The 22,828-nt window shown below is 70.5% G+C and carries 23 protein-coding genes and 1 pseudogene; 9 read left to right on the plus strand and 15 right to left on the minus strand.

Translation table 11 applies throughout. The features are described from left to right. Window positions 1-166: 166 nt before the first annotated feature. The 3 genes from Q0R13_RS10865 to Q0R13_RS10875 all read right to left on the minus strand — a co-directional run bounded on the left by Q0R13_RS10865 (window position 167) and on the right by Q0R13_RS10875 (window position 3,513). Complete coding sequence (locus tag Q0R13_RS10865) at window positions 167-1,339, minus strand: serine hydrolase domain-containing protein (protein WP_293903705.1); 1,173 nt, start codon at window positions 1,337-1,339, stop codon at window positions 167-169. Between the two features lie 249 nt (window positions 1,340-1,588). Next, the gene (locus tag Q0R13_RS10870; RefSeq protein ID WP_293903708.1) at window positions 1,589-2,050 is read right to left on the minus strand and encodes a carboxymuconolactone decarboxylase family protein; all 462 of its coding nucleotides are present in this window, start codon (window positions 2,048-2,050) and stop codon (window positions 1,589-1,591) included. Between the two features lie 2 nt (window positions 2,051-2,052). Then, a complete protein-coding gene (locus Q0R13_RS10875) occupies window positions 2,053-3,513 on the minus strand; it encodes a catalase (protein WP_293903711.1) in 1,461 nt (486 codons plus the stop codon). Window positions 3,514-3,773: 260 nt separating this feature from the next. On the opposite strand from Q0R13_RS10875, the gene Q0R13_RS10880 reads away from it, so the two are divergent. Then, on the plus strand, window positions 3,774-4,673 hold the full coding sequence (locus tag Q0R13_RS10880; protein WP_293903714.1) for an AraC family transcriptional regulator: 900 nt from the start codon (window positions 3,774-3,776) through the stop codon (window positions 4,671-4,673). Window positions 4,674-4,751: 78 nt separating this feature from the next. On the opposite strand, the gene Q0R13_RS10885 is transcribed toward Q0R13_RS10880, so the two are convergent. Beyond that, window positions 4,752-5,147 (minus strand): DUF5367 family protein, encoded by a 396-nt coding sequence (locus Q0R13_RS10885; RefSeq protein ID WP_293903717.1) that lies wholly within the window; start codon window positions 5,145-5,147, stop codon window positions 4,752-4,754. Between the two features lie 74 nt (window positions 5,148-5,221). Here Q0R13_RS10885 and Q0R13_RS22625 point away from each other — a divergent pair. The 3 genes and pseudogenes from Q0R13_RS22625 to Q0R13_RS10895 all read left to right on the plus strand — a co-directional run. Next, a pseudogene (locus Q0R13_RS22625) lies at window positions 5,222-5,545 on the plus strand (Rieske 2Fe-2S domain-containing protein); the annotation flags it as partial. Between the two features lie 172 nt (window positions 5,546-5,717). Further along, window positions 5,718-6,386 carry a hypothetical protein gene (locus Q0R13_RS10890; RefSeq protein WP_293903720.1) on the plus strand — a complete coding sequence of 223 codons (669 nt, stop codon included), beginning with the start codon at window positions 5,718-5,720 and terminating at the stop codon, window positions 6,384-6,386. Between the two features lie 73 nt (window positions 6,387-6,459). Continuing rightward, window positions 6,460-7,659, plus strand: coding sequence for a serine hydrolase domain-containing protein (locus Q0R13_RS10895; RefSeq protein WP_293903723.1), 1,200 nt, complete (start codon window positions 6,460-6,462; stop codon window positions 7,657-7,659). Between the two features lie 26 nt (window positions 7,660-7,685). Here the strand turns inward: Q0R13_RS10895 and Q0R13_RS10900 are convergent, their stop codons facing one another. The 5 genes from Q0R13_RS10900 to cysK all read right to left on the minus strand — a co-directional run bounded on the left by Q0R13_RS10900 (window position 7,686) and on the right by cysK (window position 10,009). Then, window positions 7,686-7,970 carry a hypothetical protein gene (locus Q0R13_RS10900; protein ID WP_293903726.1) on the minus strand — a complete coding sequence of 95 codons (285 nt, stop codon included), beginning with the start codon at window positions 7,968-7,970 and terminating at the stop codon, window positions 7,686-7,688. 58 nt (window positions 7,971-8,028) lie between these two features. After that, a complete protein-coding gene (locus Q0R13_RS10905) occupies window positions 8,029-8,178 on the minus strand; it encodes a hypothetical protein (RefSeq protein ID WP_293903729.1) in 150 nt (49 codons plus the stop codon). A 44-nt stretch (window positions 8,179-8,222) separates the two neighbouring features. Beyond that, window positions 8,223-8,405, minus strand: a complete 183-nt coding sequence (locus Q0R13_RS10910; protein WP_293903732.1) for a DUF3606 domain-containing protein — start codon at window positions 8,403-8,405, stop codon at window positions 8,223-8,225. Window positions 8,406-8,621: 216 nt separating this feature from the next. Then, window positions 8,622-8,831: a hypothetical protein gene (locus Q0R13_RS10915; protein WP_293903735.1), complete on the minus strand. Its 210-nt coding sequence runs from the start codon at window positions 8,829-8,831 to the stop codon at window positions 8,622-8,624. A 113-nt stretch (window positions 8,832-8,944) separates the two neighbouring features. Beyond that, on the minus strand, window positions 8,945-10,009 hold the full coding sequence (gene cysK, locus Q0R13_RS10920) for a cysteine synthase A (RefSeq protein ID WP_293903738.1): 1,065 nt from the start codon (window positions 10,007-10,009) through the stop codon (window positions 8,945-8,947). Window positions 10,010-10,296: 287 nt separating this feature from the next. Between cysK and infA the strand changes: the two genes are divergently transcribed. The 3 genes from infA (at window position 10,297) to Q0R13_RS10935 (ending at window position 12,660) form a co-directional block, all read left to right on the plus strand. Then, entirely contained in the window at window positions 10,297-10,566 is a 270-nt protein-coding gene (gene infA / locus Q0R13_RS10925) for a translation initiation factor IF-1 (protein WP_293903741.1), read from the plus strand. Between the two features lie 420 nt (window positions 10,567-10,986). Beyond that, window positions 10,987-11,880, plus strand: a complete 894-nt coding sequence (locus tag Q0R13_RS10930) for a hypothetical protein (protein ID WP_293903746.1) — start codon at window positions 10,987-10,989, stop codon at window positions 11,878-11,880. A gap of 366 nt (window positions 11,881-12,246) precedes the next feature. Continuing rightward, window positions 12,247-12,660 (plus strand): glycine zipper 2TM domain-containing protein, encoded by a 414-nt coding sequence (locus Q0R13_RS10935; protein ID WP_293903749.1) that lies wholly within the window; start codon window positions 12,247-12,249, stop codon window positions 12,658-12,660. A 509-nt stretch (window positions 12,661-13,169) separates the two neighbouring features. Here Q0R13_RS10935 and Q0R13_RS10940 read toward each other — a convergent pair. Continuing rightward, the gene (locus Q0R13_RS10940; RefSeq protein ID WP_293903752.1) at window positions 13,170-14,072 is read right to left on the minus strand and encodes a hypothetical protein; all 903 of its coding nucleotides are present in this window, start codon (window positions 14,070-14,072) and stop codon (window positions 13,170-13,172) included. A 738-nt stretch (window positions 14,073-14,810) separates the two neighbouring features. Here Q0R13_RS10940 and Q0R13_RS10945 point away from each other — a divergent pair. After that, the gene (locus tag Q0R13_RS10945) at window positions 14,811-16,130 is read left to right on the plus strand and encodes a PEPxxWA-CTERM sorting domain-containing protein (RefSeq protein ID WP_293903755.1); all 1,320 of its coding nucleotides are present in this window, start codon (window positions 14,811-14,813) and stop codon (window positions 16,128-16,130) included. A gap of 10 nt (window positions 16,131-16,140) precedes the next feature. Here Q0R13_RS10945 and Q0R13_RS10950 read toward each other — a convergent pair whose 3' ends face one another. Both Q0R13_RS10950 and Q0R13_RS10955 read right to left on the minus strand, forming a co-directional pair. Further along, complete coding sequence (locus tag Q0R13_RS10950; RefSeq protein WP_293903758.1) at window positions 16,141-17,034, minus strand: hypothetical protein; 894 nt, start codon at window positions 17,032-17,034, stop codon at window positions 16,141-16,143. A gap of 98 nt (window positions 17,035-17,132) precedes the next feature. Beyond that, window positions 17,133-19,343, minus strand: coding sequence for a S9 family peptidase (locus Q0R13_RS10955; RefSeq protein WP_293903761.1), 2,211 nt, complete (start codon window positions 19,341-19,343; stop codon window positions 17,133-17,135). 239 nt (window positions 19,344-19,582) lie between these two features. Here Q0R13_RS10955 and Q0R13_RS10960 point away from each other — a divergent pair, with 239 nt between their 5' ends. Further along, window positions 19,583-19,834: a DUF3297 family protein gene (locus Q0R13_RS10960; RefSeq protein ID WP_293903764.1), complete on the plus strand. Its 252-nt coding sequence runs from the start codon at window positions 19,583-19,585 to the stop codon at window positions 19,832-19,834. A gap of 6 nt (window positions 19,835-19,840) precedes the next feature. Here Q0R13_RS10960 and Q0R13_RS10965 read toward each other — a convergent pair whose 3' ends face one another. From Q0R13_RS10965 to Q0R13_RS10975, 3 genes are read right to left on the minus strand one after another with little or no spacing between them, the layout of a single operon-like run. Continuing rightward, the gene (locus Q0R13_RS10965; RefSeq protein ID WP_293903767.1) at window positions 19,841-21,124 is read right to left on the minus strand and encodes an HlyC/CorC family transporter; all 1,284 of its coding nucleotides are present in this window, start codon (window positions 21,122-21,124) and stop codon (window positions 19,841-19,843) included. Further along, window positions 21,124-22,233: a 3-dehydroquinate synthase gene (gene aroB, locus Q0R13_RS10970; RefSeq protein WP_293903770.1), complete on the minus strand. Its 1,110-nt coding sequence runs from the start codon at window positions 22,231-22,233 to the stop codon at window positions 21,124-21,126. Before aroB ends, Q0R13_RS10965 begins: the two co-directional genes overlap by 1 nt. After that, a complete protein-coding gene (locus Q0R13_RS10975) occupies window positions 22,230-22,778 on the minus strand; it encodes a shikimate kinase (protein WP_293903773.1) in 549 nt (182 codons plus the stop codon). The genes aroB and Q0R13_RS10975 overlap by 4 nt, the downstream gene beginning before the upstream one ends. Window positions 22,779-22,828: the final 50 nt, after the last annotated feature.

A 22,828-nucleotide genomic window follows, 5' to 3' on the forward strand; every position in this document is an offset into this window, starting at 1 on the left:
GATGCGTGGACTTGTCCGATACATCCAGCCCGACATAGACTTCAACCATGGCCCATCCTCCTTCGTGAAGCGCTGCGATCACCTCGCTCCAACTTCGTATTCCAAGGCTTGGATGGACCTACCTCAATTACCCGATGTCACCGAAACTTGGAAACTGGGACGGTGGCTAAGGCGCCTGGCGGAGCGCGTGCACGGCCGCGCGCAACAGGGTGACGGTCTCGACCGTGGCGGCGATGTCCTGGGGTCTGCGCCACGCGCTCTGGATGGCCACGACCACCTGCGCACCGGGGTTGACGTAGATGAACTGGCCGAAGATCCCGATCGCCGCGAAGACCCCGGCGTGGATGCCCGGGGCGGGCGGCGTCGCCCACCAGTGATAGCCGTACCCGCCGGGGTCGCCCGGCGCCAGGCGGCCGAAGGCGGTCGCCTCGCAATCCGGCCGGCCCGCGAGATCGCGCCAGCCGCGCGGCAACACGCGGGTCCCGTCGCGAGCTTCGCCGTCCTCCAGCATCAACAGCCCGAAGCGGCCCATGTCGCGCAGGCGGGCGCTGACGCCAAACCCGCCCAGCTCCAGGCCGTCCTCCGACTCGAGTTGCCAGTGCCCGTCGGCCTCCATCCCGCCGGGGCCCCAGACCCGCGCGGCCAGATAGTCGGCCAATGGACGGCCGGTCGCGGCGGCGACCACCGCGCCCAGCACGCAGCTGTCGCCGGTCGAATAGTTGAACACGGCCCCCTGGGGATGGACGCGCGGCAGTGCGCAGAGCAGGTCCAGGACGGCCCCTGGCCGTCGACGGGCCATGGCCCGGCCCAGGCGATGGAGTTCGGAGCGCGCGTCGGCGTCATAGTCGTCGCGCCACGCCACGCCCGAGCCCATCCGCAGGAGATTGCGGATCGTCACCCCCTCGTAGGCCGAGCCTCGCAGTCGCGGCAGATAGCGGTCGCAGGGATCGTCGAGGCTCCCGATCGCGCCGTCGTGGAGCGCGGCGCCGGCCAGCGTCCCGGTGATGGACTTCGCGGTCGAGAAGCTCGTCCAAAGGCGCTCCGGGCCGCTGCCCATGCCGTAGCGCTCGAGCGCGATGTCACCGCCCTTCAGGATCAGCAGCCCGGCGGTGCGACGCCGCGCCATGTACTCGCCGACACTGAGGTGGAGGTCGCCCAGCCGATAGGTCAGCTCCGCAAGCGACCGCGCGTGGGGCGGAAGGGCGCGCACGGCGTCACCACGCGGGATCGCGCGCACCGGCCAGACCTGGTCCTGGTTGCGGAAGGTGGCCGCCTGGTTCCCAGGCGTCGTGTCCATGACGTTCGGAGCCGCGCGCTCGGTTGCCGTGATTCTGGTCAACACAATCTCCCTGTCGAGACCGCACGGAATCACCTCGGGCGGGGAGGCTCGCAAGGCAACTTAAGTTGCCTTGCCACGCTCGGATCGGCTTGGCATGGTCGAGCTCGCGATCGACCGTCATGGGTCGTTTCGCAAGGACGGCGCTGGCGCGCCGCCGCCGGCCGATCCTTGATCAAGCGCCAGAGCCCGACAGGGGCTGGGCCGCTTTCCACGTCCGCAGGATGAAGCGCCCATCGATCGCCAAACGCATCACGACGCCAGGGGACGCACCGACTCCGGAACCGTCCGAAAGCTGATCGCGATGCGGTTGTAGGTGTTGATGAGCCCGATCGCGATGGTCAGGTCCGCGAGCGCCTTCTCGCCAAACACCGCAACCGCGGCTTCATAGTCCGCATCGGGCACATGGGTCTTGGCCACCCGGGTCACGACTTCCGCCCAGGCCAGCGCGGCGCGTTCGCGGTCGCAGAAATAGGCGCCCGCCTCCCGCCAGGCCGAGAGCAGCGCGATCTGCTCGATCGAAACGCATTCCTTCAAGAGATCATGGGTGTGGGCGTCGATACAGTAGGCGCAGCCGTTGATCTGAGAGACGCGCAGATAGACGAGATCCACGAGCGTCTTTTCCAGCCCGCACCCGGCGACGTACGCATGCACGCCGCCCAGCGCCTTCATGCCGCCGGCCGCGAGCGTCTCGTAGGCAGCTCTCTGGCGCATGGTCAGTGCGCACCGGCGGGGGTTGCCGATGGCGGCGCCGCGCCCTGGCGATGGGCGAACGAGAGTGGATAGGCGGCCTGGCGAACGCCGAGCATCGGGTCCGCCGGGGCAATGCCGACCGGCACGCTGAGCGGCCGGAACATCGTGGCCTTTTCGGTCGCGATCGGATCGGGCGCGAGATGGTCGACGCGGACGGTCCCCAGCTTCACCAGCCGCCGGCTTTCGGGCCAGGCGATCGAGGGATTGTCGATGACGTCGCCGGGCTCGGCGACCTGAGCGTACCAGTCGAAGACGATGGGCCCCCTCGCCAGGCGCTGAGGCAGCTCGTCCTGCAGGTAGTTCGGGCCCTTGCCCGGCAGCTCGGCCGCCGGGACGAAGGCTTCGCCAGCCTGCGGTGTGAAGCGATACCGGACGAACGCCTTTCGCCCGTTGGCGGCTGTGTATTCGAAGGCGTTGACCCCGAAATAGCTGAGGGTCGCGTAGCTGGCCGGCGGGGGCTTCTGGGTGGTCAGGAAGGTCTTGGCGATCGGATGTCCGCCCAGGAAGCTGTCGAGCGCCGTCGGCTTGGCGACGCCCGCGCCGCTGGCGCCGATCGCCAAGAGCAGCTGGCGGAATTCCTCCGTGGTGGCCGTCGGAAAACCATTGAAGCTGTGGGTGACGACATCGGCGTTCGAGCCATTAGGAAGCGTGAATTTCAGCGCGAAGCCCCGCGGATTGGCCTCGCCGATGTTGTCAGGAATGTTGGGAATGCCGGTGAAGTCCGAGAACCGCACCAGCACCGGCAGCGACTTGCCGGCGAAGAGGCTGGCCTTGGTCAACTTGGCGGCGTCCGGGCTGGGCGCGAACGTCCCGACCGCCATGATGCCCTTGGCGTGGACGGCGCGGGCGTGGTTGTCGCCAAAAGCGCTGTAGAGCGCATCGACCATCTTTTGCGAGGCCGGCTGACTGATGGCGGCCGGAGGGGTGGGTGGCGCGGCGAGCGTAGGCATGGCGTGACGTTCCTTTGCGGGTTCGGCGGTCTTCAGCGGATCGCCGGTGTTGGAGATGAAGACGACGAGCAGGCGCGCGCGCGCGGAGCGGCTGAGATTTTGGGTGACCAGGTGGTCGGCGCCGGGGGGCTCGAACCAGCTTTGACCGGCGCGATAGGTCTGTGGAGGCTGCCCGCTGAGCTGGCTGCGGACGGTTCCCTGCAGCACATAGGCGTAGACGAATGCCTGGCCGTGCCTGTGGGGATCGGCCCGGGAGCCGGGCGCGAAGTCGACCTCGACGGCCGTGAAGGTCTTGCCCTCGATGTTTGGCAGCGTCTGCTGAAACAGCGGCTTGAGCGCTTCGGCGCAGGCGGGTCCGCCCACCAGCGGGGCGAGGACGGCGGCAATCAGCCACGTGCGCGTATTGCTCAGGCTCCGCGCCTCAGCGGGTCCTCGGTTTACCGCGCGGGCCGTGACCGGTTGTGATTGCGGCATCGCGACGTCCCTCCTGTCCTTTGCGGGGGATCACGCTCAGCTCGACGCCTGCGTGGTCCGTGAGGGCAAAGATCACGGCCAGCCGCTGTCGCGTCTTTTCTCAAACTGCTAAGTTTCGCCGGGCTGCCGAGCTTCGTCGCATCTGCGGACCGATTTTATCCTGTCTTGCCCAATACTCCTGATCAGGCGTGCGACCCTTGCGGCCGGTTATGTCGGCGTCCATGATTGCGGCCGCAACGCGGCGGCCCGAGGGGGCTCTCATGGATGGCCACGGCTTAGAGAAGTTCAGGGACGCGGCGCTTCTCGCAACGTCGGCCAACCGGGCCTGGTCGCTGCTGTCGGCCGAGCTTCGGAATCACCAGGAGGGCGAGATCGGGGCGTTTACGCCGCACAACGCCGAGATCACCCAGACGATCCGAGACACAAACTCCGCCTACTCGGTGCGAGGGTCGGGCGGCGTGCGCCAAGAGGTCGTCGCAACGCCTGGAACGATCTGGCTGTGCCCGGCCGGCATCTGCGAGGAGGCCACCCGGCTCTCCGGCGATATGCCCGAAGTTCTGCACGTGTATCTGCCGCCGCACAGCTTCCTGGGACTTATCGACGAAGGTCACCCGGATTTTCGCGCCCAGGATCTGCGCTATCAGTGCCAGGTGACGAACCCGGCCGTCTTGAGACTGACCAGCAACATTGTCCGCGAGCTGAACGAGGAGACCTCCTCCGGCGGTCTGAAGATGGATGCGCTGGCGGTCGAACTGATCGGAACCCTGGCGAAGGACCATGCGGAAACCGCCCCCTCGGGCGCCCCGGTGGCCTTGGCGAAGGGCGTCCTCGATCGCCGGCGCCTCGATCGAGTTCTGGACTATATCGATGCCAATCTCGACGGCGACATCAGCATAAGCGACCTCGCGGGCGCTGCCTGCTTCAGCGTCTTCCACTTCGTCAGGGCGTTTCATCTCGCCATGGGACGTCCACCCCACGCCTACCTCAGCGAGCGACGGCTCGACCGGGCGAAGCAGCTGCTGGCCTATTCGGGGACGTCGCTGGTCGACATTTCCCTGACCTGCCGTTTTTCCGGCCAGGCCAATTTCACCAAGGCCTTTACCAGGGCTGTGGGCCTGAGCCCCGGGCGCTACCGGAACGCAACGCGCAACCGAGCCTAGCGGCAGAGCTGTCGCCAAGTCGCGCCAGAAGATCGCGGCGAACCGCCGTTCTTGGTTTTTTGGACGCCTACCTTCGCGTCAGGCGCGGGCGGCTCGCGCGGCCGTGACCAGTCCGTAGGTCAGCAGCACGGCGTTGCCGAAGATCACCACGGCGGCGAAGGGGCCGGCGGTGGTGGGCTTCAGGCCGGTGAGCGCGCTGAAGTTGAGGATATAGACCACATCGCAGAACAGGCCGGGCAGGCCCATGATCGTGGCGACCGCCAGGGCCTGGGCGGCCGGCGCCTTGCGCCAGCTCATGGTGGTGCGCAGCAGCAGGCAGACGCTGATGGCGATGCCGACCCCGCTGGCCAGCAGGATCGGCAGGCCGCTCTCAAACAGCAGCGCCCCGCCGAAGCGGAAGGTGATGACGCCGGACACCCAGATGCCGAAGCCCATCAGCGCCAGGATGGTGGTTTCCTTGGTCGTCACAGCCATTCCCCGTTGCCCTGGCCCGACCCTGACAGACATCGCCGCCGGCCGAAACAGCCAGCCTGGGACCTGGGCCCCGGATGGGCGGCTGCGACAATCCGCCCAGGCCCGGTTATCGCGCGATTAACCACGGCCTCCGAAGCGTGGAGGCCCTCGTCGCCGATCGGAGCCGCGCCTTGAATTACCCCTTCCGAGCCGGCCCGGTGTTCGCGCGGAACCAGTGGTACATCGCGGCCTGGGCGGACGAGATCGGCGAGCGGCCGCTGGGGCGGACCATCCTGGGCGAGGACATCGTCGTCTACCGCACCAAGGCCGGCGAGGCCGTCGCATTGGCGGGGATGTGCCCGCACCGCTGGATGCCGCTGGCCGGGGCGCCGGTGATCGACGACACCATCGTCTGCCCCTATCACGGGGCGCGGTTCGACCGCATCGGACGCTGCGCCCGCGCGCCCCTGGACCAGCGGGCCCCGCCCAGCTTCGCGCTGAAGGCCTATCCGCTGGTCGAGCGCGGGCCGGGCCTGTGGATCTGGATGGGCGACGCCGCCGCACCTGGCGCGGCTGCCGGACCTGGCGTCGGTGGGGCTGGAGGGGCCCGGCTGGCGGGTCGACGTGGCGCCGCCGCGCCGCCTGGCCGCCCGCGCCCAGCTGCTGATCGAGAACCTGTTCGACCAGTCGCACATCGAGTTCGTTCACCCCTCGACCCTGGGCAACGCCGCCGCCCGGCCCGACCCGATCGCCACCGAGATGGTCGAGACCGAGACCCGCTTCAGCGTCTGGCGCACGGTGCCGCCGATGGCCGCCGACGACAGCTCCCGCGCGGTGTTCGACGGCCTGGGCGACTATCTGATGGCCCGCATCCGGGTGGAGCTGCTGGGCGTGTCGCTGGTCAATTCGGTGGGCTCGCAGACCTTCAACGCCACCGCCGACGGCCAGATGCTGGACCTGCTGGGCGAGATGAACTTCCTGCACGGGGTGACGCCGGAGACCGCGACCAGCACCCACTACTTCACCGCCGCGGCCCGCAACTTCGCCCGCGACGCCGACGGCATCTCGGCTGCCCTGATGGCCCGCAACGACGGGGTTGTGGACCAGGATATCGCCGTGCTCGAAGCCGTCGAGCGCCACCTGGACGCTCTGGGCGACGTGCGCGCCGAGGTGACCTTCGCCTCCGACGCCGGGGCGATGCAGGTGCGCCGGCGGATGGAACGGATCCTCACCCAGGACGGGCTGGTCCGGGCGGCCTAAGCGCTTCACGCCCGGAGGCTTGCCATCCGCCGCCCGGCGGCCTTGTCTGATCGCCTCGACGGGAGGGCGGACGATGAACGCAGTGTTGGGCCATGGGTCGGCGGAGTCGGGCGGCCTGTCGGCGGCGGGGCTGGCGCGGGTGGATGCGGCGCTGGGCGAGCTGATCGGGGCCGGGGCGTTGGCCGGGGCGGTGACCCTGGTGGCCCGGCGCGGCCAGGTGGTGCATCGCTCGGCGCAGGGGCTGAAGGACCTGGCGAGCGGCGAAGCCCTGGCCCACGACACCATATTCCGGATCTATTCGATGACCAAGCCGGTCACCGCCGTGGCGATGATGATCCTGCACGACCAGGGCCTGTGGTCGCCGGACGACCCGGTGGCGAAATACCTGCCCGAGTTCGCCGACGTGAAGCTGTTGGGCGGCGGCGCCCCGGCCCATCCGCCGACCCTGCGTGAGGTGATGACCCACACGGCGGGGCTGGGCTACGGCTTCGATCCCAGCGAAGCGGTGGACGCGGCCTATATTGCCGCCGGCGTCTGGCAGGCCGACAACCTGGGCGAGATGATGCGCCGGCTGGCGTCGGCGCCGCTGGCCTACGAGCCCGGGCGCAAGTGGCGCTATTCCATCGGCATGGACGTGCAGGGGGCGATCGTCGAGACCCTGTCCGGCCAGAGCCTGCCGGACTTCATGCGCGAGCGGATGTTCCAGCCGCTGGGGATGGTCGACACCGACTTCTATGTGCCGGCCGACAAGTTGCCGCGGCTGGCGACCCTCTACCGGAAGAGCAAGACCCGCGGCCTGGTGGTGGTGGAGCGGCCGCTGTTCGGCCCCGACGCCGGGCGCATCCCGAAGATCGCCTCGGGCGGCGGCGGGCTGTTCTCCACGGCCGACGACTACGCCCGCTTCGCGCAGATGCTGCTGAACAAGGGCGAGCTGGACGGAGTGCGGATCCTGACGCCGCAGGCCGTGGCGCTGATGACCGCCAACCACCTGTCGCCGCAGATCATGGCCGGCGGCTACGGGGTCGGCCACCAGGCGATCCGGCCGGGCTTCGGCTATGGCTTCAACGGCGCGGTGTTCACCGATCCCGTCCTGGCGGGATCGAAGGTGGGGCGCGGGACCTATCAGTGGGACGGCGCGGCCGGCACCTGGTTCTGGATCGACCCGGAGAACGAGCTGCTGTTCGTGGGCCTGATCCAGCGCATGGACGAGACCGCGCCCCCCGCCCAGCGGATCACCCAGCAGCTGATCGCCGAGGCGCTGGGGCAGGGGTGATCGGCATTTTAGAGGGGGCGAGCGCCCTACTTCGACAGGCGCCGCGCGTTGGCGCGGACACGCTTGCGGTAGTGGGCGATGGCGCGGTTGGGGGCCAGGTGGCCGGAGCCGCTGAGCGCGCTGGTCCAGAACTGGGTCTGGACCTCGGCGGCGGCCTTCAGCTTCTCGGCGACCATCAGCTCGGCCTCGGCGGCGGCCGCGGTCCCGCCGGCGGCCATCTTCAGGGTTCGCAGGGCGATCACCCCGCTGGCCTCCGCGCTCAGCCGGATCATGTCGTGGGTCAGGCGGAGCCAGGGGTTGGAATATCTCATGACGACCTAACGCCCCGCGGGCCGAAGCGATGCCGCCAATCGGCGTGGCGGCGCGCGCCTACCAGCCGCCATGGATCTGGGTCCAGGCGAGGGGCACGAAATAGGCGGCCAGCAGCAGGCCGAAGGCGACGATGATGGCCCGGCCGATCAGCTTGGAACGGCGGATCTCGGCGGCGTCGGCCTCAGGGCGGGGCAGGGGATCGGACATGGGGGTTGTTTAGCAGAGGTCGGTTGGAAGGGACATCGACGGCCTCAGCGCTTCTTGCCGAGTTCCGTGGCGATGTCCTTGGTGAGGCGGCCGACCTTGCGGTGGGCGGCGGTGAGCTGGTCCCGGGTCACGCCCCAGCGCTTCATCCAGTACTCCATCGCCTTGCGCTCGGTGAGGTCGAGACGCTCCTTGTCGATGAAGCCGCGCTTGTCCTTCAGACCCGCCATGCGTCCCTCCTGGTTCGCGCGCAGGCTAGAGCGCGTCAGGCGAAAGTGGATACCGGTTTCGCCGCCCGACGCGCTCTAACTCAAACAGTTAGAGCGTTTTTAGCTGGTTCAAGTGCGTCCACTTGAACCAGATAAGCTCTAGCCGGGAGGGCGTGCGTTGCACGGGCGCGCCGCCCCTCTCCGCGGGCCCGACGGAGAGGCGGCGCGGTGGCAAGGCTAGCCTAGCGCGGCCATTACGGCCTTGTGCTTGCCGGCGTCGAGGTAGGGGGCCAGCCCGCGAATCACACTGGTGGCGGCGAGGGCGGCCTTGGCGGCGGAAATATCCGGCGCCGGGTCGCCGTCGTGGATCGCGTGGTAGAGCGCGATGATCCACGCCAGGTCGTTCTTGTGGATCGCGACGAGGGGCTTGTGGGCGGCGAGTGACATAGGGGCATCCGTGGGTGACGGCGTGGCGGTTCCACGCTGTCCAGTTGTACGGATGCAACCGCGGCTCATATGCCGCGCTCACCAACCCGTGATCTTCGGGGCCGGGTCGGGCGTCAGGTCGGCGGCGTGACCGTGACCGCCTCGGCGTACATCGGCGAGGAGCGGAAGATCGAGACCTCCTCGGGCGTCATCTCGGCCGGAACGTCGGCGAACAGCGGGGTGGAGAGGTAGCGCTCCCCGGTATCGGGCAGCATGCAGACGATCGTGGAGCCTGGGGCGGCGGTCTCGGCCACCTTCAGCGCACCGGCCAGAGTGGCGCCGGCGGTGATGCCGACGAAGATCCCCTCCTGCTGCGCCAGCGCCCGGCTGAGCCGCAGGGCGTCGGGGCCGGTAACGGGGATCACCTGATCGTAGAGATGGGCCTCGACGGCGTCGCCGGTGAGCTTGGGGATGAAGTCAGGCGTCCAGCCCTGCATCGGGTGGGGCGCCCAGGCCGGGTGCCCGGCGGCCGGGCCGCCGTCCGCCAGACGCTGCTGTGGCTGGCCGGAGCCGAGCAGCTGGGCGTCGATGGGCTCGCAGACCACGATCTTGGTCTCCGGACGCTCCTCGCGCAGGACGCGCGCGACGCCCTTCAGGGTGCCGCCGGTGCCGTAGCCGGTCACCCAGTAGTCGAACCGCTCGCCCTTCAGGTCGGCCAGCAACTCGCGCGCAGTGGTGCGCGAGTGCATGTCGGGGTTGGCCTCGTTCTCGAACTGGCGGGTCAGGAACCAGCCGTTGGCCTTGGCCAGGTCGATGGCCTTGTTGACCATGCCCGTGCCGCGCAGGGCGGCGGGGGTCAGGACCACCTTGGCGCCCAGGAACCGCATCAGCCGACGTCGCTCAATGGAGAAGCTCTCGGCCATCACCACCACCAGGGGATAGCCCTTCTGCGCGCAGACCATGGCCAGGCCGATGCCGGTGTTGCCGCTGGTGGCCTCGATCACAGTCTGGCCGGGCTTGAGCGCGCCGCTCTGCTCGGCCGCCTCGATGACGCCCAGCGCCAGGCGGTCCTTGACCGAGCCCAGCGGGTTGAACGCCTCGATCTTGGCGTAGAGGGTGACGTGGTCGGGGGCGAGCTTGTTGATGCGGACCAGCGGGGTATTGCCAATGGTCTGCAGGATGTTGTCGAACTTGGCCATGGGGGCGGGGCCTCGGCGAATGAGCGGGGCCGCATAGCGCCCAGCCCGGCGAGGCCTGTCAATCCGCGGCGCGGAACTGGAGGCCAAGATGACCGAACCGGACCGGGGACCTATGGCGACGGCCTCCCGACCGGATCGTTCGCGCGCTCAGCGGGTTATTGGCGCAAGGTCCCGCTTGTCTCGCGCGCGGTTTGGATTTGGCGAGAGGGCGGCGGCGTGAGATAGAGCGCGCGCTCACCGGGGTTCCGCCCCGGCGGGCGTGAAACCACAATCGAAAGACAGTCTGCATGGCGAAGGAAGATCTTGTTGAGTTCGAGGGGCAGATCACGGAGCTCCTGCCCGAAGGCCGGTTCCGCGTGCGCCTGGAGAACGACCACGAGATCCTGGCCTACACCGCCGGCAAGATGAAGAAGAACCGCATCCGCTCCATGGTGGGCGACAAGGTGACGGTCGAGATGACCCCCTACGACATGGACCGCGGCCGGATCACCTTCCGCCACCGCGACGCCGCGCCCCGGGTGGGCGGCGGCCAACGGCCGGTGTACCGCAAGCGTTAGGAATCCGATCTCTGCATCGTTTCTGCGCCGGATGCGTGCGGAAATGCAGACCGGTCCGGCGAACTCGCTGATCATTGGGTAACCGAAGCGGTGCTACTTAGGGGTTGTCCAGACGGACGGCCCCGCTCCCCACGGGGTTCCCCAGAGCAGCCCCTCGGTGTGACATGACCTTCGCCACCCTCGCTCGCCGGTTCGAACGGATCGCCCCCACGATCCTGACCATGGCGATGCTGGTCCTGGTGGTCGGTTTCGCCGCGGCGGGCTTGAGCGCTTAGTCGGTCTCCCCCGTCCGACTTTCCCGCATCCTTAAAAGGGCCCCTCCCCAGGGCCCTTTTTTGGTGTCCGAACAGCGACCTCCTCGGCGGGAGAGATTCGTAACGCGTTCTCGGCTAGGATTCGCGGGTCGGGAGTAAGTCTGCGATGTCGGAACCATTCAGCGCCAAGCTGGCGCTGACTCTGAAAGCCTTGTCGTTGAGCCGGGGGCGGCTGGCGGCGGACCTGGAAGTGGACAAGTCGGTGGTGGGGCGTTGGGTGACCGGCGCCGCGGCGCCGTCGGGTCACAACCTGTCGCGCCTGACCGGGCTGATCGCGGCGCGGATCGAGGGCTTCACCGCGCTCGACTGGGATCGCGGCCTGGCCGATTTCGCCGAGCGGCTGGGGGCCGACCCCGGATCGGTGCCGGGGCTGTCGGCGGCCGGCGTCATGGTGCAGGGCCTGCCGCTGCCGCTGCTGGACCAGATGCGGGCGACCACGGCGTTGCGCGGCCCCTCCTACGAAGGCTTCTTTCGCTCGACGCGGCCCTATCAGCAACAGCCGGGACGGTTCCTCCACGACCATGGGATGCTGCGGCTGGACGCCCAGGGGCTGCTGGCGCTGCGCATGGGCACGGGCGGCCAGGCGGTGGAGGGCTGGATGCTGCCGCTGCAGAACCAGCTGTTCTGCGTGGCCACCGACCTGACCAGTGGGGCGCTGATCTTCGGCATTTTCAACGGCGTACCGGCCGCCAAGGCCCAGGTGGTGGACGGCCTGATCCTGGGCGCGGCCCTGGATCCGGGGCGCACGCCGACCGCCTCGGTGATGGTGTTCGAGCGGATCGGCGAACTAAGCGGCGATGTCGCGGCCGACGACGCCCGCTTCGCCGCGCTGGCGGCCAGCAATCCCGTGGCGCCCGAGGGCTCGGTGCCCGAAGCGCTGGCGGCGCACCTGGTCCCCGAGACCGGGCCGTCGCAGCTGGCGCTGGGCGGCGACTGGCTGCTACGCATGCCGCTGGCGCGGTCGCTGGCCCGCGGACCGGCCTATGGCGAGGACGGCTGAGCGGGGGGCAACTCGCCTCTCAGGGGAAAACCTGCATCGCGGCGCACGTTGGCGCACGCCGTCGCACCTTCCCGCTCCCGGGCGAACAGCGTCTTCTGAGGCTGCAATCCAGGCCACACACGCGGTCTGGGGGTCGCCGCTGGATCCGCCTTACCCGACCGGATCATTGCGACGACGGCCGCCTGCTTGTGCGAGCAGGCGCCTCCCCCGAGGGGCGGGATCCTCCCATTGCGCAGACGGGAGGATCCTGTCGCTCCGGTGAACGCGGGCCACGGCCTGGGTTCAGGGCGACAGGACTAGGTTGGCTTCAAGGTCGCCGCAGAGGCCCCGGTTTCCGGGGTCGCGGTCGAGCCAAGGAGTTGCGCCATGACCAGCACAGTCACCAAGATCGCCATCGCGGTGGCCACGGCGGGCGCGATCGCCCTGCCGGCCAGCGGCGCCCTGGCCGCCAGCCAGACCCAGAACGCCTTGCTGGGCGCCCTGCTGGGCGGGGTGGCTGGCGCGGCCGTCTCCCACGGCCGGACCGAGGGCGTGGCCATCGGCGCGGTGGCCGGCGCAGCCCTGGGCGCGGTGGCGACCTCGCATCACGACCGCGATTATCGCAGCCGCTACGGCTATCGCGACGAACGGCCCTACCACCAGGATGCGCGCTACGGCGGCTACGATCAGCGCCGCTACTATCGCGACAATGCCTGGAGCCAGGACCGCTACGGGTCTGAGACGAGTTACCGCTACGACGGCCGTGGCTACGATGGCCGCGGCTACGACGATCGTCGCTAGTTGAACACCTCTCCTCTCCCCCGGCGGAGCCGAGAGGGAGAGGGTAGGGAGAGGGTCGGCTGGGCTTCGAAGGCTCTCCCGTTGGTGATGCAAGGGCCCGCGGCGGCGGCGTGACGGAGTCATGGCTGGACCCACGGCGGATCACGGTCTCACGCGCCGGCCCTCTCCCTACCCTCTCCCTCTCGCTTCGCGGGGGAGAGGAGGGGGCTCATGCACAAACGCATAGTGGGTCTGTGAAATTGCTGATCTGTGCAGTGTTCAGATGATGCTATCTAAACGGTGTCCAGACGGACAGCCCCGCTCCCCCGGGGTTCCCTCATAAAGACCTCAAGGTGTGTGTCATGACCTTCACCAGCTTCGAACGCGCGATCGACCGGATCGCCCCGACCTTCCTGCTGTTCCTCGGCCTGATCGCCGCCGTCGGCTCGTTCGGCCTGGGCGCCTGATACCCCCGGACCCGCGCCCAGCTTCGGATGAGGGCCCCTTGCGGGCCCTTTTTCGTGTCCGGGCTATTTCTTCTTCTTCGGCGGGGCCCAGCCCGCGCCGGCTGCCAGGGGCGCGTTGCGCATCACCACCTCGATGTCCTGGATCTGGCCGGCGTCGATCTTGAACAGCTCGCCGATCAGGATGCTGCGCGGCTCCCGCACCAGCTTGCGGACCTGGCCGTCCACCTTGACCTCATAGGGGCCGCCGGGAATGTCGAACACCACCAGCGCCCACACCAGGCCGCGCGCCTCGTCAGCCAGCGGGAAGCGCCGGTCGCGGACGCGCTGGATATAGCCGAAGCCGGAGAGACCCTTGCAGCCGTCCTGCGGGCCGCCGGGCCGGTTGGTGGTCCTGGCGCCGTTCTCATAGCGGTTGCAGCCCGGCGCGGCGGCCACGGCCGCGCCGTCCGCCGCCTGGATCCCGTCGAAATAGGCGTTGGCCGCGGCGATCATCGTCTCGCGCGGCGTGCGGCGGGGGGGCGGCAGTTCCTGGTCCCACTCGGGTTTCCCGGCCATGGTCTGGGGCGCGAAGATCGAGGCCTCGGTTCGGCGGGTGACCACCGTCTCGACCTCGTCCACCCGGTCGCCCTTCAGCTTCAGCCGCAGGGAAAACACCTCGGGCCCGCCGGCCGCCTCGGCCGCGCCATTGACCCCGGCGGCCCCGGCGGCGGGCTCGGCGAAGTCGTGGCGGTAGAGGATCTTGCCGATGGCGTGCAGCTGGCTGTCGGCCAGGCGGATGTCGCGGCCGTTCTCGGTGATCCGCACGCCACGCGGCAGCACCTTGCCCGGGTCTCCGGACCGCAGGGCGGCCAGCACCGCGTCGGTGACCCCCGCCACGCAGGCGCGGTCGCAGTCCCTGGCCGCGGCGGGCGCGCCGGTCAGGACGCCAAGCGTCAGGAGCAGGGCGGCGGGAAGGATCGATCGCATCGCGTCCTCGTCATGGATCGCCGCGAGGTTAGCAGACCCGGCGGCCCACGCGAGCCGACGTGCGGCGCCGCGCCGCACCCGCGGGCGGCGTCTGGGCCTAGGTCGGCGACGTAACTGAGCATGGCGGCAAGGGCGTTGGGTACGTCCAAGCCGGTTGGGATAGAGCGAATTGGGGCTCACGGACCGCAGGGCGGCGAGAGCGCGGCCATGGCGAGCGGCCGGCGCCGAACGGGCGCCGGCAAAGCCATGCCCGACGGCTCCGAGCCTGTCGTTGGACTGCGCCCGGCGCCACCTCAGGTGGGGCCCCGGCGCGCGGATATCGCGCGTCAGGCTCCTGGCCCTCGCCTGGCGAGGGTCTTGCATTGCAACGTGGAAATGCGGGCGCCAAGGTCAGGCTGACACAGGGGCTCGCAGCTTTTTCGGCGCGTGGACGCCGGCCATGCGAGGAGCGACGACGATGCGGGCGCAGCTTGAAAAGCTCGCCATTTCCAGGGGTTCCGGCGATCGCTGGCCCGTGGGCGCCGCGGACCGGCTACGGGCGCGCGGCGAGGCTGGTCAAGCGAGGCAAAGCGTCGCGTGTCGCGCTGGCTTAACGACTTCTGGACCAAAATGCGGCACCTTGAGCATGGGCCAAGGTTCCGCGGAATCGACGCCCGGTTGTGACCATAGAGCAGACACGCCGTTGACCTTTCAGACGATCAGTTGGGCCGATCCAGACTGCCATGCGGCGCAACGCCCATGAGCATGAACTCGATCAAGGACGCCCGGCGGGGGCGGCTGCACCGCGCCCTGGCCTGGGTGTGGCCCGCCGCGGACGAGCGTGAGCGCACCGGGCTGCGGGCGACCGTGGCCGCCTGGCTGTGGCCGGCGGCGCGCGGCGTCGACGAGTCCGGCCTGGGCTTCCTGTGGCTAAGCGCGCTGATCGCCTGGATGTGGCCCAGCGCGGTCCACGACGTGAAGTTCGGCAAGCGCCACTGGGGTCCGATCGGCGCGCTGCTGGCCTGGATCTGGCCCAGCGTGGTCGACCTGGGCCTGGCGCGCTGGTGGCGCGCGAGCTGGCTGTGGAGCTGGATGTGGCCCGGCCGCGTTATGGGACCGGACGGCGAGATCTGCGCCCTGGCGCCCTGGCATGCGGCGGTGCGCCCCGAGGTTTGTCCAGGCGAGCCCTGGCATCGCAAGGCCAGCCGCCACGGCGGCGCGGTCTTCATGATGTTCGCGGCTGCCGCCATGGCGTCGCCGACCCTCATGGAAGGCGTTGGCGACCTCTCGGGCGGGCGCCTGAACCTGTTCCAGGGCGGCACGCCGTCTCCCGACAGCCCGGCGCCGGGCGGCGACCACGGCGGCAGGCCCGGTACGGGCGGCGGCGGCGGCGGCGGCGATCCTGGCGCGGGTGGCGGCAGTGACGACGGCGGCGGCGGCGGTGCGGGCGGCGGTGGCGGTCCGACGGGCAATCCCACCGACCAGGGCCCCGATTCAAGCACGCCTGCGGGCGCCGGCGGCGACTCCGGCCCGACCGCGACCGCCGGAGGCGACCCGGCCACGCCCCCGACCGGCGGCGACCCGGCCGGCGGCACGACCTTCCTCGATCCTGGCCCCGGCGGCGGTGAGGATCTCGCCCCGCCCTCCGGCCTGTTCCCCGGCGGCGGCACGGGCGGCGGTGGCGGCGGTGGCGGCGGCGCCGGTCCGACGACCCCAACCACGCCGACGACCCCAACCACGCCGACGACTCCGACCGGCGGCCCGACTCCGGTCCCGCCCATCGGCGGCACGGACCCCTTCACGCCCCCGGCTCCGCCGAGTCCGCCGGTCAACCCGCCCTTCCCGACCGGCCCGGCCGGCGGCGGGGGTACGACTCCGGTGGATGTGTTCGACGGCGGTGGCGGTGGCGGCGGCGGTGGCGGCGCAGGCGGCACGGGCGGCGGTGGTTCGGGCGGCGGCGGAGGCGGCCCCGGGTCCGGCGCTGTGCCCGAGCCCGGCGCCTGGGGCCTGATGATCCTCGGCTTCGGCGTGGTGGGCTATACGCTACGCCGCCGCCGCGGCCTTCCGGCCACCCTCTAGAACGACGCGCTCAGTACCGCTCGTCGCGGTAGCGGGGCGGCGGATAATAGGGCGGCGGCGCCCAGCGCGGATCATCATCCTGATCCTGCGGCGGGTAGACGCGCCGGCGCTCCGCCTCGTCATAGGCCCGCTGACGCGCTTCGCGATAGGCGCGGTCCTGCGCCGCCTGGGCCTCGGCCTGGATGGCCGCGTCGGCCCGGCGCTGGCGTTCTGCGGCCTCCTCGGCGTCGGCGCGGCGCTGGCGCTCGGCGACGTCCTCGACCTGGCGGCGCTGGGCCTCGGCGGCGGCGACCTGGGCCTGGACGGCGGCCAGCTGGGCGTCGTTGAGGGCCTTGGCGCGGGCCTCCGTCTCGGTCCGTTCGCGAACGGCGAGCTCGGTGGTCACCCGCTCGCGGTGGCGCGAGGCGGTCTGCGCGCCGCAGATCCGCAGGTCCGCCAGCCCCTGTTCCGACCCGCCCAGGGCGGCCGAAAGCGGCTCCTCGGTCAGCCAGGCGATGCCCAGGGTCCCGCCCTTGCGCAGCGCCGCCTCCGACTCCTCGGACAGGACCAGTTCGCCGGACCCGTCGGCGCCGCGCAGCATCAGGTTGGAGAACCGCGCCTTGTCGATGCGGATCGGCAGGAAGGCGCGGGCCGGCAGGTCCTCCTTGAAGAACCGCAGGCTGACCAGCTGGCCGTCCGAGATCAGGCTGACCGGGGTGATGGCGCCGGAGTGGCTGGTCAGCTCCAGGTCGGCGCGGCAGCCGGTCTCGGTGGGCGTGACCACCCAGGCCAGCGCGCCGCCCGCCGCGGGCGCGCGGGCGGCCTTGGGCGCGGGGGTGTGGGCGGAGGTGTGGGCGGGCGCGGCATGGCCCGGCCCGGACAGAAGCGCAGCCGCCGCCACGCCCCCGACGATCGACTTGATCACGACGGCTCCTGACTGACACGCCCGGCCAGGATAAGGCGGTTCCTCGCCGCTCGCCAGAGCCAGGCTGCCGCGGCGACCCCGGTGGGAAGGTTTGCGGCTCAGGCGCCCGGCTTCAGCTTCCGGTCGAAGAAGTCGACGGTCATCATGGTGCGGTGCATGCGGTTCTTGGGCGTCCAGCCGCCGCGGTGACGCAGGCCGGGGTAGACCATGGTCTCGAACGGCGTGCCGGCCGCCTGCAAGGCGAACAGCACGCGGGTTGAGTGGTCGAAGGTGACGTTGTCGTCGGCCATGCCGTGCATCAGCAGCAGGGCGCCGGGCTTGAGGCGCGGCAGGCGGGCGACCACCTCGGTGGCGGCATAGCCTGAGACATTGTCGGCCGGCGTGCCCATGAAGCGCTCGGTGTAGTGGGTGTCGTAGAGCCGCCAGTCGGTGACCGGCGCCCCGGCGACCCCGGCCCGGAACGGGCTGTCGGGGGTGGTCAGCAGCAGCAGGGTCATGTAGCCGCCGTAGGACCAGCCGGTGACGCCCAGGCGGTCCTTGTCCACGTAGGGCAGGGACTGAAGATAGCGGGCGCCGGCGATCTGGTCGTCGACCTCCATCTGGCCCATCCGCCGGTCGATGGCGGTCTTGAAGGCCAGGGCGCGGTTGGGCGTGCCGCGGTTGTCCAGCTTGAACAGGATGTAGCCGGCGTCGAGCAGGATCTGGTCCTCAGGCGTGGCCCAGCTGCGCGAGACCAGGGCGCTGCCGGGGCCGCCGTAGACCTGGACGATCGCCGGGTATCGCTTCGTGGCGTCGAAGTCCGGCGGGGTGCGCAGCGACCAGTACAGGTCCTGGCCGTCGGCGGCCTTGACGGTCCCGAAGGCCGGCTCGCGCAGGCGCTCCACGTAGGGCCAGAACGGGTGGCTGGCGATCAGCGCATTCTGCTCGATCCAGCGCACCCGGCTGCCGTCGGCGCGGTAGAGGGCGGTCTGCGGCGGGGTCGTGGGGTCGTTGTAGGTTCCGACGAAGGCGCCGCCCTGCTCGGCCACGGTGACCGTCCACTGGCCTCCGGGCGGGGTCAGCGCCCTGGGCGGGCCGGGGGTGGCGTAGGAGACAGAATAGATCCGCCGCTCCAGCGGGGTGTCCTTGTGGGCCGAGAAGATGACGCTGGCCGTGGCCTCGTCCACGCCCTCGACCTGGTCCACCGGCCAGTCGCCGGAGGTCACCGCGCGGATCAGCTTGCCGTCGGCGCCGTGCAGATAGAGGTGGCGGTAGCCGGAGGTCTCCGACGACCACAGGAAGGTCCCGTCGGCCAGCGGGCGGAAGTCTTCGGTGAGGTCGACCCAGTGCGGGCTGGTCTCGCTCAGGATCACCTTGCCCTTGCCGGTGGCGGCGTCGATGGCCAGCAGGTCCAGGCGGCGCTGGTCGCGGGCCTCGCGCTGGACGTAGAGGGTCCGGCCGTCCTTCGACCAGTCGACGCGGGCCAGGTAGACGTCGGGGTTGCCGCCCAGGTCGACCTTCAGGCGCGGGCCGGCCAGCGGCTGGATGTAGAGGTCGACCCTGGCGTTGGGGCGGCCGGGGCGGGGATAGCGCTGCGCCACCACCCTGGCGCCGGTGGCGTTCACCTCCGGACGCTCGACAATGTCGATCGGGGTCTGGTCGACGAAGGCCACCGCCAGGCGGCTGTCGTCGGGGCTCCACCAGTAGCCGGTGTGACGGTCCATCTCCTCCTGGGCGATGAACTCGGCGGTGGCCCAGCTCTTCAGCTCCGTGCCGCCCCTGGTCAGCGCCCGCTCGGCGCCGCCGGTGGTGGGGACGATGTAGAGGTTGTCGTCGCGGACGAAGGAGACGAAGGCCCCCTTGGGCGAGACCTTGGCGTCGATCTCGTCGCTGGCGGTGTGGGTCAGCTGGCGCGCGGCTCCGGCGGCCACGTCATAGACCCACAGGTCGCCCTCGACCGGCGCCAGGATGACCCGGCCCTGGCGGTCCCACTCGTAATCGACGATCCCGCGGGTGGCGACGCCGGCCCGCTCGCGCCGGGCCTTCTCGGCCTCGGAGAGGTCGCGGGCCTCCGGGGCCAGTGACTTGCCGTCGAGCAGCAGGCGCGGCTCGCCGCCGGCCACGTCGGCAATCCACAGGTCGGTGACCGTGAGGTCGTCGGCGCGGGTCTTGATGTAGGTCACTGCCTTGCCGTCGGGCGACAGCTTGACCCCCCGGGCGCGCGGGCCGGAGAGCTCGGGGCTGTCGAAGACGCGTTGCGGCGGGAGCTTTTCGGCCATGGCGGGAAGGGCGACCAGGAAGGCCGCAAGCGCGGCGACGGCGAGTTTCATGAAGCCCGTTTGAACAGGGTTGCGGCGATCTTGGCAACGGGGGCCGAGCCTCTGCGCCCGGCCTCAGCGCCCCCTCCACCGCTTCGCGGTCCCCCTTCCCCGAAGTGTTCCCTTCGGGGGAGGACCTGAAGCGCTTCGAGTTCCTCACCCGCTTGCGGGAAAGGGGACCCCGAAGGGGTGGAAGGGGTGCTTAACCGGGCGCCTTGAACGGGAGCGCCGGGCGTGCGAGGTCCCGGCGCATGAGCGAAGACACCATCCCGACCCTCCCGGACCGCCTCTCGGTGGACCCGAACAGCCCCTTCTATGACGAGGCCGTCCTGCAGCGGAACGTCGGCGTGCGGTTCAAGGGCCAGGACAAGACCAACGTCGAGGAATACTGCGTCAGCGAGGGCTGGGTGCGGCTCTCGGTGGGCAATTCCAAGGACCGCCACGGCAACGCCCTGACCATGAAGCTGCAAGGCCCCGTGGAGCCCTACTTCCGCGAGGGGTAGGGGCGCCTATTCCTCGTCCGGGAGCGCGGGCAGGGGTTCGATCCGCAGCGAGGTGACCCGCGCGCCCTTGCGGGCTTCGACGCGCCAGCGGTGGCGGTGGAAGGTGTAGGCCTGGCCGACCTCGGGGATCGCCTGGGCCTCGTGGATCAGCAGGCCGGCGACGGTGACGGCCTCGGCGTCGGGCAGGTCCCAGTCCATGGCGCGGTTCAGGTCGCGGATGGTCACCGAGCCCTCGACGATGACCGAGCCGTCCGCGTTGGGCTTGACGCCGGCGGCGACGGTGTCGTGCTCGTCCTCGATCTCGCCGACGATCTCCTCGAGGATGTCCTCCAGGGTCACCAGCCCCTGCAGGGCGCCGTATTCGTCGACCACCAGGGCGAAGTGGACCTGGCGTTTTAGGAAGGCGGCCAGCTGGTCCTTCAGGCTGGTGGTTTCGGGGATGAACCAGGGCTCGCGCAGGATCGGCGCGATATCGAGGTCGTCGATCCGGCCGTCGGTGTTGGCCAGGGCCTGAAGCAGGTCCTTGACGTGCAGCACGCCGACCACGTTCTCCGGGTCGTCGTGGTAGATCGGCACCCGGCTGTGCTGGCTGGCCAGGGTGGCGGCGACGATCTCGCGCGCGCTGAGACCGCCGTCGACGGTGCCCATGGAGCGGCGGTGGACCATCACCTCGGAGACGTCCATCTCGCCCAGGTCCAGCACGCCCCCCAGCATGTAGCGGTCGCCGCTCTCCACCAGGCCCTCGGAGTGGTGGTACTCGACCGCGCCGCGGATCTCCTCGTGGGCGGCCAGCACGTCGGTCTCCATGCCCAGGCGCATGCCGAACAGGCCCAGGGTCTTGCGGATCACATACTGGATCCCGAAGATGATCGGCCCGGCGACGCGGACCACCACCAGGGTCGGGGCCGACAGCAGGCGGGCCACGTCGTCCGAGCGGACGATGGCCACGGTCTTGGGCAGCACCTCGGCGAACACCAGCACCAGCACGGTCATCAGCGCGGTGGCGGCGGCCACGCCCCAGCCGCCGGGGATGGCGCGGGTGATCACCTGGGTCGCCAGCGCCGAGGCCAGGATGTTGATCAGGTTGTTGCCCAGCAGGACCGAGCCGATCATCGTCTCCTGGTCGGCCAGCAGCTTGTTGACGCGCCGCGCGGCGCGATCGCCCTCGCGCTCCAGCTGGTGCATCCGGCCGCGGCTGGCGCCCGTCAGCGCGGTCTCCGCCGCTGAGAACACCGCGGAGATGGCCAGCAGGGTGAAGACGAGGGGGGCGAGCGCCAGGAGGGCGGCCACTAGCGGGCTCCTTCGCGAATGAGGAAGTGATGGACGGCGGCGGCGTCGACGTCGCGGGCGACAAAGGCGTCGCCCAGGGCGCGGGCCAGGATGAAGGTCAGCCGGCCGCCCTCAGCCTTCTTGTCCTGGCCCATGTGGGCGACCAGGCGGGCAGCGTCGAACGGGTGGCCGGGGACGTGTTGCATCGTGGTGGGCAGGCCGGAGGCGGCGATGGCGCGGGCAGCGCGGCCGGCGTCCTGGCCGCTCATCAACCCCTGGGCGGCCGAGAACCGGAGGGCCAGCGCCATGCCGACGCCGACCGCCTCGCCGTGCAGCAGGGCGTCGCCGTAGCCGGTCTCGGCCTCCAGGGCGTGGGCGAAGGTATGGCCCAGGTTCAGCAGCGCGCGGCGGCCCTGTTCGCGTTCATCCTCGGCGACGATCTCGGCTTTCATCTCGACAGAACGCGCGACGGCGGCGGCCAGGGCAGCCGGCTCGCGGGCCAGCACGCCGGCGACGTTGATTTCCAGCCACTCGAAGAAGGCGAGATCGCCCAGCAGGCCGTACTTTATCACCTCGGCATAGCCGGCGCGCATCTCGCGCTCGGGCAGGGTGGCGAGCACGCCCAGGTCGGCCAGCACCAGCTTCGGCTGATGGAAGGCGCCGACCAGGTTCTTGCCGCGCGGGGTGTCGATGGCGGTCTTGCCGCCGACTGAGGAATCCACCTGGGCCAGCAGGGTGGTGGGGATCTGCACGAAGTCGATGCCGCGCTTGTAGATCGCCGCCGCGAAGCCCGCGAGGTCGCCGACCACGCCGCCGCCGAACGCGGTGACCAGGTCGCCGCGGTCCAGCTCCAGGGCCAGCAGGCGGTCGGAGACGTCGGCCAGGCCCGCGAAGCTCTTGGTCTGCTCGCCCGGCGCGACGATCACCGGCAGGGCGGTGATGCCGGCCTGGGCCAAGGCGGCGGTCAGCCGGGCGCCGTGCAGGGCCCAGACGGTCTCGTCGCTGACCACGGCGGTGCGGCCGCGGCTCTGGAACGGGGCGATCAGCCGGCCGGCCACGTCCAGCAGGCCGTCGCCGACCACGACGTCATAGGCGCGGTCGCCGAGACCGACGGGCAGGGTGCGGCTCATTGGGTGGGTTCGCCGACGTGGGCGGCCAGCGCCTCGATCACCTGGCCCACGGTGATGTGGTGCGCCGAATCGCCGGTCTCCACGGTGAGGTCGGCCTCGGCGTAGGCCGGATAGCGGGCCTCGGCCTGGGCGCGCAGCACCTCCAGCGGTTCCTTGCCGGCGATCAGCGGGCGGCTGTCCTTGCGGCCGATGCGGCGCGCCAGCACCTCCAGGTCGGTCTTCAGCCAGATCGAGACGGCGCGACCCTTGATCAGCTCGCGGGTCTCGGGGTGCATGAAGGCGCCGCCGCCCGTGGCCAGCACGTGGGCGGGGCCCTCGAGCAGGCGGGCGATAACCCGGCGCTCGCCGTCGCGGAACGCCGGCTCGCCCAGTTCGGCGAAGATCTCGGAGATCGAACGCCCAGCCGCGGTCTCGACCTCGGAATCGGCGTCACGGAACGGCAGGCCCAGCACACTGGCCAAGCGGCGGCCGACACTCGACTTGCCGACCCCCATCAGGCCCACAAGCGCAATGGTGCGGCGGCGTAGCGGTTCGTAGCGGTCCATCAACGCAGCGACGCTTAGCATGACGCGGCGGCCTCGCGCCAACCGCGGGG

Origin of the sequence: Phenylobacterium sp., assembly GCF_025351295.1 — a bacterium.
Taxonomy (GTDB): Bacteria; Pseudomonadota; Alphaproteobacteria; order Caulobacterales; family Caulobacteraceae; genus Phenylobacterium.